Source organism: Bellilinea sp. (assembly GCF_034432615.1).
Classification (GTDB): Bacteria; Chloroflexota; Anaerolineae; order Anaerolineales; family Anaerolineaceae; genus Bellilinea.
Window position 1 is genome coordinate 1 of sequence record NZ_DAOUBL010000060.1, and the last position, 13,101, is coordinate 13,101.

General features: G+C 59.9%; 13 protein-coding genes and 1 pseudogene. 5 read left to right on the forward strand and 9 right to left on the reverse strand.

The window, feature by feature from the left end; genetic code table 11:
* The 9 genes and pseudogenes from VAE48_RS03110 to VAE48_RS03150 form a co-directional block, all read right to left on the reverse strand.
* Positions 1-240 (reverse strand): annotated as a pseudogene (locus VAE48_RS03110) (hypothetical protein); the annotation flags it as partial.
* A complete protein-coding gene (gene csx15, locus VAE48_RS03115) occupies positions 237-644 on the reverse strand; it encodes a CRISPR-associated protein Csx15 (RefSeq protein WP_322791855.1) in 408 nt (135 codons plus the stop codon). The gene csx15 and the pseudogene VAE48_RS03110, both read right to left, overlap by 4 nt.
* A gap of 10 nt (positions 645-654) precedes the next feature.
* Positions 655-1,911: a TIGR02221 family CRISPR-associated protein gene (gene csx2 / locus VAE48_RS03120; protein WP_322791856.1), complete on the reverse strand. Its 1,257-nt coding sequence runs from the start codon at positions 1,909-1,911 to the stop codon at positions 655-657.
* A 2-nt stretch (positions 1,912-1,913) separates the two neighbouring features.
* Entirely contained in the window at positions 1,914-3,053 is a 1,140-nt protein-coding gene (gene csm5, locus VAE48_RS03125) for a type III-A CRISPR-associated RAMP protein Csm5 (RefSeq protein ID WP_322791857.1), read from the reverse strand.
* Positions 3,046-4,164 (reverse strand): type III-A CRISPR-associated RAMP protein Csm4, encoded by a 1,119-nt coding sequence (gene csm4, locus VAE48_RS03130; RefSeq protein WP_322791858.1) that lies wholly within the window; start codon positions 4,162-4,164, stop codon positions 3,046-3,048. The genes csm5 and csm4 overlap by 8 nt, the downstream gene beginning before the upstream one ends.
* A 9-nt stretch (positions 4,165-4,173) precedes the next feature.
* Entirely contained in the window at positions 4,174-4,986 is an 813-nt protein-coding gene (csm3, locus tag VAE48_RS03135; RefSeq protein ID WP_322791859.1) for a type III-A CRISPR-associated RAMP protein Csm3, read from the reverse strand.
* 30 nt (positions 4,987-5,016) lie between these two features.
* Positions 5,017-5,448: a type III-A CRISPR-associated protein Csm2 gene (gene csm2 / locus VAE48_RS03140; RefSeq protein WP_322791860.1), complete on the reverse strand. Its 432-nt coding sequence runs from the start codon at positions 5,446-5,448 to the stop codon at positions 5,017-5,019.
* Position 5,449: 1 nt separating this feature from the next.
* Positions 5,450-7,996, reverse strand: coding sequence for a type III-A CRISPR-associated protein Cas10/Csm1 (gene cas10, locus VAE48_RS03145; protein WP_322791861.1), 2,547 nt, complete (start codon positions 7,994-7,996; stop codon positions 5,450-5,452).
* 110 nt (positions 7,997-8,106) lie between these two features.
* Positions 8,107-8,994, reverse strand: a complete 888-nt coding sequence (locus VAE48_RS03150; protein ID WP_322791862.1) for a CRISPR-associated ring nuclease — start codon at positions 8,992-8,994, stop codon at positions 8,107-8,109.
* 222 nt (positions 8,995-9,216) lie between these two features.
* Between VAE48_RS03150 and VAE48_RS03155 the strand changes: the two genes are divergently transcribed.
* The 5 genes from VAE48_RS03155 (at position 9,217) to guaA (ending at position 12,936) form a co-directional block, all read left to right on the forward strand.
* A complete protein-coding gene (locus VAE48_RS03155; RefSeq protein WP_322791863.1) occupies positions 9,217-9,690 on the forward strand; it encodes an Hsp20/alpha crystallin family protein in 474 nt (157 codons plus the stop codon).
* Positions 9,691-9,693: 3 nt separating this feature from the next.
* On the forward strand, positions 9,694-10,095 hold the full coding sequence (locus VAE48_RS03160; protein WP_322791864.1) for an Hsp20/alpha crystallin family protein: 402 nt from the start codon (positions 9,694-9,696) through the stop codon (positions 10,093-10,095).
* A gap of 34 nt (positions 10,096-10,129) precedes the next feature.
* Complete coding sequence (locus tag VAE48_RS03165; protein WP_322791865.1) at positions 10,130-10,633, forward strand: Hsp20/alpha crystallin family protein; 504 nt, start codon at positions 10,130-10,132, stop codon at positions 10,631-10,633.
* Positions 10,634-10,810: 177 nt separating this feature from the next.
* Positions 10,811-11,383: a xanthine phosphoribosyltransferase gene (gene xpt / locus VAE48_RS03170; RefSeq protein ID WP_322791866.1), complete on the forward strand. Its 573-nt coding sequence runs from the start codon at positions 10,811-10,813 to the stop codon at positions 11,381-11,383.
* Positions 11,380-12,936, forward strand: a complete 1,557-nt coding sequence (guaA, locus tag VAE48_RS03175) for a glutamine-hydrolyzing GMP synthase (RefSeq protein ID WP_322791867.1) — start codon at positions 11,380-11,382, stop codon at positions 12,934-12,936. The genes xpt and guaA overlap by 4 nt, the downstream gene beginning before the upstream one ends.
* Positions 12,937-13,101: the final 165 nt, after the last annotated feature.

The window sequence follows — 13,101 nt, forward strand, 5'->3', positions numbered from 1 at the left end:
CTCGCACAGCGGCTGCCGGCCGGCGCCGAAATGCCCCATCAGGTTCGAGGCGGTGTACGGGCGCAGCCCGCTTTCGTCGTGCAGGTCGGCGGCCAGGGCTTCATCGGCGCGGCGGACGACATCCAGCAGCAGCGCCTGAGCAGCGCGCCCCCACCACTGGGGCAGCGGGCGCTGCGGGGCGTCGGCGGTCAGCGGGCGCAGGATCAGCACCAGCGAGAGCAGGTCGGGGGCAGCACTCATGCCGGATTCTCCCCGCCGTTGGCGTAGCGGGCGGCGCGGGCGCGCTCGCGCACCTCGTTCAGGTTGAGGATTTCGGCCACCTCGTAGCTCGGCGGCACTGCCGCGGCCACCGGGCGCAGGCGCAGGATGGGCGGGAAGTAGCCCATGCGTCCGTGCAGCTCGGCCAGCAGCAGGGCGGTGATGAAGTTGAGCGAGGGCGGGTTGATCAGGATGGGCGCGCTCTGCCACTGCTGCGGGGTGAGCGGGATGAGCGCCATCAGCGCGCTCAGCTGCGGCAGGAAGGGCTGGTCGTTCTTGAAGTGGACGGGGAGATCGTAGGTTTGCTCCACCGGCCGGCCGATCAGCGCCTCCACCTGCTGGAGCTGTTCGGGGGTGAGCGGATGAGAAAAGTTGAGCAGGAGCATGGGAATACCTCTAATCCGTTGGGGTAGTGGAAGTCGAGGGCGGGTTTTCGGATGGGGGAAGGATGCCCCACGTGACCAGCCGCTGGTACAGGTCGGCCAGCACTTTCGAAATCTCGCGCTCCACTTTGGAAAGTTTCATCCGGTCGGCCTGATGCTCTGCGTGGCTCAACTGATTGCGCAGCCTGGTCAGGTTAGCAAAGGTTTTTGCCATGCACTCTGCATCCGGCCATGTTTCGTAAATCTGATAGCCGATTCGATTCAGGTCATCAACGCTGAATTTGCGCTGCTCACCGCTGTTTTCATCGGTGATCGGCTGACCCAGTCTGGCAATGCCCGAAATGGCTCTTTCAAAGGACGCCCGCTGGTCGTGTTTCAACTGAATGATTTTTTCATAACGAAAGGCTACCGCATCAATCATCACCTCGCGCGCCAGCGTGACAGCCTGAAGCATCTGACCATGGCCTACGTACCACTCAATCATTTTCCATTCCCGCCGGATAAACTCCATCGGATTATCCAGCGGTTCTTCCAGCGCAAACTCATCAAAAATATGGATGATATTTTCTGACAAGACGCTGAAAGGTTTAGAAGTATAAGAGAACGATGCGCCAGCCTTCATCAGGTCGGGAGCAAGGGAAGTGCTGGCTTTCATTAAACTGACCGGCTGACACAAAAAGGCCGCCTGCGAAACCGCCCGTAAGGTTTCCGCAGCGCGTTTTTGCTCCTTGACGCTGGCCAGCAATTGCGCCAGCCGGTTGGCGTTTCCGGTTTGAACGAATTGATCGGAGGCGTTGATCCAGTCCAGCATGGCGGCAAAGCGCGAAAGGTCCAAAACCGGCGCTTCCCCGTTATCTTTCAAATCCAATGCGCCGTAAAGAATGGCGCGAAGCGTCACATTTTTAGCCGACTTCAGGTAGGCTGCAAACAAAAACGCCAGAAAGGGAATCGAGCGCAATCCATGCGTAATATCAAAGGTGACCTCCTCGCCTTCCTGAATGTATTCGATGACCCTGTCGAAGATGCCCCACATTTCAGCGTCATCCCTGCCGGTTGGAATGGGTACTTTTTTAATACGCGGGTCATTCTTTTCTTCCAGAATTCGATAGACCAAATCGGCTTCGCGGGTGGTCAGCACCAGCATGCGGTCAAAGGTTAAAAACTGGAGCATTGCCTCGGCAAACACCTGTCCCTGATACTTCTTTCCTTCATAGCGGTAGGTGGTTTGCTGAGGTCGGATGCCCAGAAAGGTAATTACCGTGTGCGTCATATCTACCTCCACAGGGATTGATTACCCTTGACTGCCTTGAACTGCACCAGCACCCAGCCGAGCGGCAGGGCCGGGCTTTCGTCCGTCCTTCCGTTGGCGGTTTTTTGAAACGCGGCCGCCACCCGGCGCGAGAGGGGGAAGGGGTCCCCGGCATTACGCCGCCCGCGCGCCATGCGGAACTGACGCAGCAGCGCCTCGCGCACCTGCGGGCTGGCAAACATCTGCGTCCCAAAGGTTTTGCTCTCCCAGCCGGTGCCCCAGCCCAGGCACACCAGCATCTGATTGGGCTGCAGCTGGCTTTTCAGGATCTGGTCGTAGAACGAGGTCAGCCGTCCGGCGTTGGGAATGCGCTCGAACCAGGCTTTTTCGCGGCGCGCCTGCTCCAGCGAGCGTTTGTTGACCAGCGCCGGCAGCCCCAGCAGGGCGCTTTCGGCGGTGAACTTCAGTCCGGCGCTTTTTGCCCACGCGGAAAACAGCGCCGTATCCACTTTGATGGTCAGTTCAAAGGTCACGTCCGGGCGGATGGCTTCCATTTCGATGGGCGAAGCCAGTTTGCCGCCGCGGTTGATCACCCGCGCGTTGACCACCATCAACGCCTCGCCGGCGGTCAGCGGCAAACTGTCGCTGACCTGCAAGGCACGCAGCAGGTCATGATTGGGGTTTTTGCCCAACAAAGAGCGCTCCAGTTCCTGCGCGGCAAACTTGGGATTGCGCCCCAGCCGGTTGACTTCCAGCTGTAAGCCGTGCTGTTTCCACAGGTTGGCCGCCAGCGCGGTGCGCAGCGCACCTTTCAAGGAACTGCCGGGCAGGTATGGGCGGTCATACACATCCTTGATCTGCTCGCGCAGCACGGCGCCCTCGCCGCTCGCGCGCGGCACGCCTTTAAGGACGTAGCGGAAGAAAGGACTGTCGGCGCGGTAGTCGCTCGCCTCCAGCAGCTCCACCGGCGGCCGTTGGGAGATGATCGCCAGCTGGCGCGGGTCGTCAATCTTTTGCGCTTCCAGCAGGCGGTTGTGGTCAATCCGCCAGGTTTGACCCCTGTAAATGGCGTAATCATACTGATTGAGCAGTTCCACACCGCTGCCGATGTGCAGCGGGGTAAGCGTGGAAACCTGCGCCTCGAAGAGCGTGTAATCAGGCATGTTGACCTCCTTGCGCCTTCAAGCCGGCCGCGCAAGCCAGCCCGTAGCGGTAAATGGGGTGCGGCAGGTCACCCGCCGAACGCGGCGAAACATCACACACCTTGCCGGCTGGGTAGGCGGGCAGGTTCAGGCGGCTGCCTTCGCTGACCATCAGCACGCGCTGGCGCAGCAAATTTTCCCTGCCGAAGGGGTCGCTCCAGCCGCCCACACTGACCAGCTGGTAGCGGCCGTTTTGCAGCGCAGCCGGCAGCTCCGCGGCGCGCGGGTGGTAGCGGCTGAGCAGGAGAACCGCCTGGCCGGAACGGACAGCGGGCAGTTCCCACGCCAGGTTTTGCGGGAAGCCCTCGCACACTTCAAAACCGCCAAAGCCGATGGAGCGTTTGCCGCCCAGCCCGCTGAACTGCAGGCTGTCCACCGCGCGGCGCAGCAGCGCCCGGGCAGGATGCCGCTCATCCGCCAGCCACTGCACGCCGAACCACAACCCGCATCCTTTTTGAAAATGAATTTGAACGGTGTGGAAGATATCCGACGCCTGCCGGATGCGGTCCACGCTGACGTGCGGCTGGCGGGCGCGCTGCCACACCTTTTGGCGGCGCAGGGCAATCAGTTTGTTCTTTGGCAGGCGCAGGGCGGGCGGTAGCCGTTCCGCTTCTTCCACCGTCAGCCACACCTGGCCGCCCTGCAGGGTGATTCCCTTCTCAACCGGCGCGTTGTCCTCTTTTGGAAAGAGGTACTCATCCAGCGGCTCACCCTGCAGCAGACGCCGGAACAACCCTTCGGACAGGTATTGAACCTTTTTGATTCGTTTGCCGTACTCGCGCAGGTTTTCTTGGCTGAGCGCGCTCGTCCAGTCCACCACGGCCGGGTAAAAGCGTACTTCCCCGGCGTAGGGAAAGGTGGAAGTCAACAAAAAGGGCGGCTGAGGCGGATCGCTGAGAAAAGGCTGTAAGAACAGCGCCGGGTCTTCCCCGTCGGCAGCCAGCGCAGCCGTCAGCGCGCTGAACAGCGTATCCGAGGGGATGGTCGCCAGGGTATCTTCCAGTTCCAGCCCGCGCCTTCCAACCCGTACGGCGCCCTTCAGTTTGAGGGCATACACTTCAAAGGGTGGCATGACGCCCTCCTACAATTGAGAAAGAATGGTCTGCTGCAGCGAAGCCAGCCCGCCGGCAAAATCGGCTACGGTTTCAAATTGACCCAGTTCGAGCGGTTTGGCGCTGTAATCCTTGCCGCGCCATTCCACGCGGATGTTTTCGATATCCACCTTGCCGGAGCCGCGGCTGCCCAGCCCGCCGAGGTAATCATCCAGCAGCAGTTGCAGCCCTTCGGCAATCACTTTCAGGCGCTGCACATCCTTTTTGGCATCGCAGTCTGCGCCATCATAGACCGAGTACACCAGTTCCGCTCCGCTGAAGCGGGTGCCGGCCGGCACACGCTCCATCTGGCGCGGGTTGGCCGCCGAAGTAACCCGGTCAATCGAAACCTCGGTCTTGACCTCGGTATAGGGCAGGTCGGTGCCGGCTTCTTCCAGCTGCTTTGCGCGCTGCTCGTCCATGAAAACATCCCGCACAATCAGGCGGGTGGGGGTGGCAAACTCGCGTTCGCCCGGCACGCCGAAGGTGGTGCAAACATCACAATTCAGATAAGTCTGCTTGTCATCGCTCTTGTCTGCGCCGCAGGAATGGATGTAACCCTGACCGATGCGCTGGTTTTGCTTGAGTCCCTTGTACTTTTCCAGCAGGCTGCGCATTTTGCCGCGCAGGCTGGAGCCGGGGATGTAGGGGCGGTTGGTCAGCGGGTCGCGGATGACGGTTTTGTCCACCCCGCCAATTTCAATGCCGGATTCGGTGCCGCCGATGTGCAGCCCGGTTTTGGCAACCACATCGAAACGAATTAAAACGCGTCCTTTGAGTTGAATGCTGTTGTTGTTCATCATAACCTCCTGAATTTTAAGTCGTGCGGGGTGCTAGTTGCCGCCATAGGCTTTGTGATAGGCCAGAATGGCTTCGAAGAATTCGACAAAACGGTTGAAGTACTCATCCTGCTTGTCGGCCGGCGCCTGAGTGACCGCATCCAGCGCCGGTTTCAGCACGTCCACCAGGGCGCGCACCGCCTGGCCGCGCTCGCGGCGGGCGCGGTACTCCATTTTCGGTTTGAGCAGAATCAGCCGGCGCAGCACCTTTTGGCGCTCGGCATCTGCCTGAGGGCCTTTCTGGCGGGCAACCGCCCACTCGCCCTGAATCTGGCGCACCTCGCCGAACAGGCTGCGAATCTGGCTGGTGGAAAGACTCAGGTCTTTCAACTCCCTGCCAAACTGGTCTGCCGTTTGCACCAGCAGTTCACCGCTGGCATCCTGGGTGATGATCTTTTGCACTTCATTTTCGGATATTGGACTCATGTCATTCCTCCTTACGAGATTTGCGGGTAATCAACTCTGCCCAGCGGGCAGCCAGGCCGATCCATTCGATGCTGCGGAATTGATCCTGTTTCAGGCGTTCGCGCAGCTCATCCACATCTGGTTTGGGTACGCCTTTGATGCGGCTGAGGTAATACTCCGCCAGCCAGTTCCACGGCCCCCACAGCGCCTGCCGCTGACCGGCATGGTTAATATCCTCGCCGCGCTTCTGCCGTTTTTCCAGCGTGCTGCGATACAACTCGTGCAGGCGAATCAGTGTGCCAATCACGGCGCGGTTCTGGTTATCCTTCACCATTCCTTTCAAACGGTGCATCAGGGCATGCGCGGTATTATTGTTTTGCGATTCACAATCGTGGTAGCCGAAACGCTGCCAGTTGAGCGGCTGGCCCAGAAAACTGAGCGCGTCTTTCTCACGCACTTTGCCGTTTTCCCACCAGCGGTAGGCCTTGGCCTGTTCTTCGGCAGCGCCGGCTTCCTCGGCCGCCTGATAGAGGGGGTACTTGCCGCCCACCAGCACAATCCCCCCGCTCGGGTGAATATCGGGGTGCTCGCCGGTAAACCGGCTCAGGTCGCGCCGCAGGCGGATGGCAAACTCCACCACCGCATCCCAGCTGCCGACGAAGAACAAATCGTCACCGCCGGAGTAAATCGAATACAGGCGGTCGCCGTATTCTTTCTTCATCTGTTCGGCAATCTGCCCCACCCAGCCTTCAAAGAACAGGCTGACGGCAAAACTGAGCGAGGCAATCCGCGATAGGGTGGCTCGTTCGCCCAATCCCTCGGCAAAGATTTTGCCAAGGTTATCCACATCCAGGCGCAGGACGCCTACACGTTTGATGCCGTTTGCCTGCTCTTCCAGAACGCTCAACGGCTTGACCGAACCGGGCACGGGCAAGTCATCCACTTTGCCGCGCAACTGGTTATGCTCTTCATCGGTCAGAATTGGGGTTACGTTGACCAGCAGGTAACGCGCAACAGCACGGCTGGGATGCGGTTTACAGGCACGGAAAGCGCCGTCATTCAACGCAAACACAATTCCCTGCGGCTCAGGCTTGAGTTCCTCCAGCACTTCCACCTGATACCCAAAGCGGCGGGCAACTTCCTGCCATCCGCGTCCGGCCTGCAGGGTAATCTGCCCCGGCAGGTCGGGTTCACACGGCTGCAAAACCAGAAATTGCGCCTTGCGCAGCTGCTTGCCCAACTCTTCGTAGGATTCGCACACCGGGCATTTGTTGACCGTTTGCATCACGCCCTCATCCACCTGCCTCACTTTGACCCCGGCGTGCTCCCGTCCGCACACAGCGCACTGCTGCGGCGCACTCCCGCCCACACCGTGCGGCTCAAAGACGCGGGCAAGATCCGCCTCCAGCCCTTCCAGCCGCTTTAATTTGGCGGCGTTGATTTGACCGATCAGCCCGTCCCACTCGGCGCGAATGTTGCCGTTGAAAAAGTGCCGGCCGTTCAGCAAGCGCGCCTGTAAAATCAGGCCCAATTCGCCCTGATGCTCGTTGAACAGGGCGCGGGTAATTTGCGCCTGAATTTCAGGCAGTTTTTCGGCGTCTTCACGGCGGGCAATCAGGTAAAAATTGCCGCCGCCGGCGTAAATCAGGTTGGTAATGGGCAGGTTGAGCTGCTCCATCACAAAGCGGGCAATCACCAGTCCCAGCAATTGCAGGTAAAACGACCGTCCGCGCAGACCGCTGGCTGCCCCGCGCGAGGTGATGGTGTAAAGAAAGCTTTGCACGCCGGTCAGGTCACCGCCGACCAGCGCCACCAGTTCCTGGTCAACCGCTTCCGGCTCACGGGCAAATTCATTCAGCTGCGCATTGCTCAGCGTTGGACTGTCATACAGCGCTGCTGCCAGTGCGGCGGTCATGCGGCTGTGATCGTAAAGGCTGATGTCCGGTCTGGTTTTGTAGTAAGCCGAAGGCACACACCACAGCGCTGTCTGCATCTCCGCCAGCAGGCTTTCAAGGTAGTAGGGCAGGTTGCTACCCTGCTGAAAGGCAGTTTTTAGACTGCTCACCCTTTCGGTGAAATCGGTGTAGAGCTGCTCGTACTCCTTCCAGGGGTCACCATTCTTATCGGCGGGGAAGAGACTCTTATCACTCAATTCCAGAGCTCTTAACGGCCAATAGACCTGCTTAATTTCATTATCTGCCGCGTGAAGGCGCACATCCGAAAAAATGGAGAGCAGCTGCGCCGGGTGATTGTCCCGCTTTTCTTCATTGGGCAGCGGGTCGGCGCGCTCCCCCGCCGAAAGGCGGTCGGCCAGCGCTACGGCAGCCGCCAGACGGTCGTGGGGTGTGTGGTGTCCGCCAACCGCCAGTTTAATCCGGCCTTGCCACGCCTCAGGCACATATTTTTGAACAAAATCCTCACTGAGCAGGGCGTGTTTGTATTTGTAGTCACGCTGTGCCGCATCATCCCATACCCGGCTGGCACCCTCCCCGGCCCGCAGGGCAAACTTGCCGATGTCGTGCAGCAGTCCTGCCAGCGCCGCCAGAAATACCTGATCATTTTTCTCCATTCATGCCCTCCTTTTTTGGTAAAAAAAAGCACTGCTGGCAGCCGGGTTCCCCTCGGCTGCCCCCTGCAACCGCCGCCGTCTGTCAGCAGTGCATTTTGATTGTAGGTGATTTACGCGTCGTTGTCATGCGGGTTTTCCCCTATTTTGGTCACATAATAGCCTTGCAGCAGCGCCATCAGCTGCGTTCGGTTCACACTTTCCATCTGCCAGTGCTGCGCCGCTTTGGTGTATGCCGAGCGTAAATGCTGCTCCACCGTGCGCGGCGAAAGATGCAGCAGGGCGGCAATTTCCCGGTCGCTTTTGCCGGTGGTTACCAGAATCTCCACCACCTGCCGCTCGGCAAAAGTCAAGGTACCCATCACAAAGTTGTGCATGTCCTCGCGGCGGCGTTCCAGCTGCAGCCGGCGGATGGCATCCAGCGCTGCCCAGGGGTCATCAATGCCGCGCAGGCTCAGCCAGGCCGGAGAAAGCTCACCCCAGCGCACCACCGGGATGGCGGCTAACTGCACTGCATCACCCGGCTGGGGGTGCAGCCGTTTGCTGGTCAAAAAATCGCCGGCCGAGTACAAATGCCACAGACGGTCATCCTCATCAAAAAGCATTTGGGCCGCCACCATGCCGTAAATGGACATAGTCTTGCGTCCGCCGGCAATCAGCAGATGCACCGTTTCGCCGTTTTGCTTGGCAAACGCAATCCGGCGGTAGATACAGCGCAAAACCGCCTGTCCGGCGGCCGCACTTTCGGTATCGGCAAACGGCTTTCCCCGCTCTTCCAGCGGGAAGAAAGAGAAGACAATCCCCCGCGGCTGATAATCGCCCAGCGCGGCTTGCAGGCGCTGCACAGCGTCCTCAATCGGCGTGCCGGGGGCGGTGGTATGCACCACCTCCACCCGCCGAACGGCAACCCCCTTGCTGAATAACAAATCCAGCCCGGCAGTAACCACCTGGGGTTCACTGCCGAGGGTAGCAATCAACACCGGAAAAGATTGAAAATTCATAAACAGGAATTCAAAATTTAAGAAAACACCCCAAACTTTTTCAATTATACAGAACTTTCTTCCCGCTCCAAACAAATTTTATTATAACCTTTCCTACACCAAAAAACCACTCAAACGCTGATCTTTCTTTTACACTTTGCTAATATTTTTCATAGACTGATGAATTATTAAATAAAACGCAAGCCCAAATCAACCATATCCGTAAGAAAGGAGGGATAGCTTATGTTGGAACCTCTCTTCCCCTGGCGTGAGATGCGCCGCATGGAGCGCGAAATGGACCGCATGCAGCGCGAGATGGAGCGGATGTTTGATACCTTCTTCCCCCGCCGCCGACGCTGGATGGAGGTCGAATTCCCGCCTTTGAACATTTGGACCAACAATGATCAGGCAATCGTCACCGCAGAATTACCCGGCATCAACCCGGAAGAACTGGAACTTTCTGTCAACAATGATACCCTCATCCTGCGCGGTAAGCGGCTGGTTAACCATCTGCCGGAAGGCGCCCGCTATCAACGCCGCGAACGCTTCCAGGGTGAATTTGCCCGCTCGTTGCAGCTGCCCTTTGCCATTGATGCCGACAAAGTGGAAGCGCACTACGAAAACGGCGTTCTGACCATCACCCTGCCGCGCGCAGAAGCCGATAAACCCAAACGCATTGCCGTACACGCTGCCGAATCCAACGGAAAGGAGGGATGAGCCATGACTGAGGAAACCCGCGCCATTCAGGTTCAACAGGAACAACGTCCCGCCGTCCGCGAAACCCGCAGCCGACGCGTTTTCGCTCCGGCGGTGGATATCGTCGAAACCAACGACGATATTCTGGTGCTGGCGGATATGCCCGGTGTCCGGCAGGATGACCTGGAGGTCGTCCTCGAAAAGAACGTGCTCACCATCCGCGGCACGGTGCAGCTGCCCGCCATGCAGGATTACGATCTGGAATATGCCGAATACGAAGGCGGCGATTACGAGCGTGTCTTCACTCTTGCCGATGACATTGACCGCGACCAAATCGAAGCCGAAATGAAACACGGCGTGCTGCATCTGCGCCTGCCCAAAGCCGGTCCGGCTCGCATCCGCCGTATCCCGGTCAAAACCGGATGAGCAGTAAACCCGTGATCGAAAGGAGGTGAAAGGTATGCCGATCACCGACTTGATTCCCTTCCGCCCCAAACGCTCGCTGGCCGTCCGCCGCGAGAACGATCAACCGCGCGCGCTGATGCGGGACTTCGACCGCTGGTTCGACACCTTCTTTGAACGGCCCTGGTCGCTGATGCCCTGGCGCTTGTTCGATGAAGAATGGGACACCTTCACCCCGCGCGTGGACGTCAAAGAGACCGACAAAAAAGTCATCGTCACCGCTGAACTGCCCGGTCTGGATGAAAAGGACATCGAAATCTCCATCAGCGGGGATGCCCTGATCCTGCGCGGTGAAAAGCGTCAGGAAGAGGAAGAAAAGGGCGAAGATTACTACCGCATGGAGCGGCGCTACGGTTCGTTCCAGCGCGTCATCCCGCTGCCCTGCGAAGTGCAGGTGGATAAAGCCGAAGCCAGTTACCGCAAGGGCGTGCTGACCGTTGAATTACCCAAGACGCCCGAAGCGCAAAGCGCGCGCAAGATCATCCCGATCAAGACCAGTTGATCCGCAAAACGCACCCCAGCGGGGGCTGTCCCACAGCGGGCAGCCCCCTATTTTTCATCCCGATGCAATTCTTAAAAAATGGCCGAATGCCCTTTTTTCTCGCCCTGCACTATTGGAATCGCCCCTCACTCGGCGTAAAATAATGTCCATACAATACTATTTTTGGGAGAGGAACGTATGCAGGCACTCAAAGAACGCATTTTGAAAGAAGGCAAAAATCTGGGGGGCGGTATCCTCAAAGTGGATAGTTTCATCAACCATCAGGTGGATCCCATCTTGATGGACGCCTGCGGGGCAGAACTGGCCAAACGCTTTGCCCACGTCGGCGCAACCCGTGTGCTGACCGCCGAGATATCCGGCATCGGCCCGGCGCTGATGACCGCCAAGCACCTCGGCGTGCCGGTGGTCTATGCCCGCAAAACCAAGCCGATCACCATGCCGGATACGGTCTACCTGACCATTGCGCCCTCCCACACCCGCGGCCGGCCGGTGGAGCTGATCGTCTCGCCGGAGTATCTGGCTTCCGGCGAGCGGGTGCTGATTATTGACGACTTCCTCGCCTCCGGCGCCACCATTCTGGGGCTGGTGCGCCTGACTCAGGCAGCCGGCGCGGAGGTAGTCGGCATCGGCGCGCTGATCGAAAAAACTTTCGAGGGCGGGCGCGATGCGCTGGCCTTCCTCAACGTCCCCATCGTTTCTCTGGCCTGCATCGTTTCGATGGTGGAAGGCAAAATCGTTTTCGCTCCATGACCAGTGCGATTGCGATTTTAGATTTCGGCTCGCAGTATGCCCAGTTGATCGCCCGCCGCGTGCGCGAGGCGCAGGTGTATTGCGAGTTGTTCCCCTGGGACGCCCCCGCTGAACAGGTGCTGGCGATTCAACCGCGCGGCTTCATCCTCTCCGGCGGGCCGGCCTCCGTCTATGAGGTAGATGCGCCGTTCATCCCCGCCTATGTGCTGCAATCGGGTCTGCCGGTGCTGGGCATTTGCTACGGGATGCAGGCCCTCACCCACGCGCTGGGCGGGGTGGTTGCCCCGGCAGAACAGCGTGAATACGGCCCGGCCCAGGTCGAAACGCTGCGGCCCAACCCCCTGCTCCCGCCGGGCAGTTACCCGGTCTGGATGTCGCACGGCGACCGCATCGAACAGCCGCCGCCCGGCTTTGAGGTGCTGGCGCGCAGCCCGAACAGCCCCATCGCCGCCATCGGCGACCCGCAGCGCGCCTACTACGGCGTACAGTTCCACCCCGAGGTGCATCACACCCCCGGCGGAGCCGAGATGCTGCGCCGTTTCGTGATAGAGATCTGCGGCTGTCAGCCGGATTGGACACCCGAGGCGATCATCGAACAGGCCGTCAGCCGCATCCGTCAGCAGGTCGGCGATCAGCGTGTGCTGGCGGCGGTCAGCGGCGGGGTAGATTCGAGCGTTGCCACCGCGCTGGTTCAGCGCGCCGTCGGCAGCCAGTTGACCGCCGTCTTCGTGGACACGGGCATGCTGCGCCACGGCGAACGCGATCAGGTTGAGCGCGCCTTCCGCCGCTCGCTGGGCGAAAACCTGATTGTGGTGGATGCCGCCGCCGAATTTTTGGGCGCGCTGGCCGGGGTGGAAGAGCCGGAGGAAAAACGGCGCATCATCGGCGAGACGTTCATCCGCACCTTTGAGCGCGAGGCGCGCCGTCTGGGCAAAATCCCCTTTCTGGTGCAGGGCACCATCTACCCGGATGTGATCGAATCGGCTGCACCTGACCGCAGCAAGGCCCAGCGCATCAAAACCCATCACAATGTCGGCGGTCTGCCGAGTGAGTTTGATTTTGAGCTGGTCGAGCCGCTGCGCTACCTGTTCAAAGACGAGGTACGCATCGTCGGTGAGGCCCTCGGCCTGCCGGAAGAACTGGTCTGGCGGCAGCCCTTCCCCGGGCCGGGGCTGGCAGTGCGCTGTCTCGGCCCGATCACCGCTGAACGGCTGGAACGCCTGCGCGCCGCCGACCACATTTTCACCGGCGAACTGGCGCAGGCCGGTCTGCTGGGTCGCACCCCGCCCGGCAGCCCGCAGCGCATTGCCCAGGCTTTTGCCGTGCTGCTGCCGGTGCGTTCGGTGGGTGTGATGGGCGATCAGCGTACCTATCAGGAAGTAGTCGCCCTGCGCGCCGTAACCACGCAGGACTTTATGACCGCCGACTGGGCCGCCCTGCCGCATGACCTGCTGGCGCGGGTCGCCAACCGCATCGTCAATGAGGTAAACGGCATCAACCGGGTGGTGTACGACATCACCAGCAAGCCCCCGGCAACGATTGAATGGGAGTGAATCCTAATACCAGATGCGGAACCACGACTGGGCGCGGGCTTCCTCGCCGTTGACCGTCACCAGCACCTCCAGCGTAACCACCTGACGCGGCTGCCAGTCGCCCACCCCAAAGGTCAGCGTACTGATTCCGCTGGCATCGGTGTTGTTCAGGCGGTAGGCCGCCCG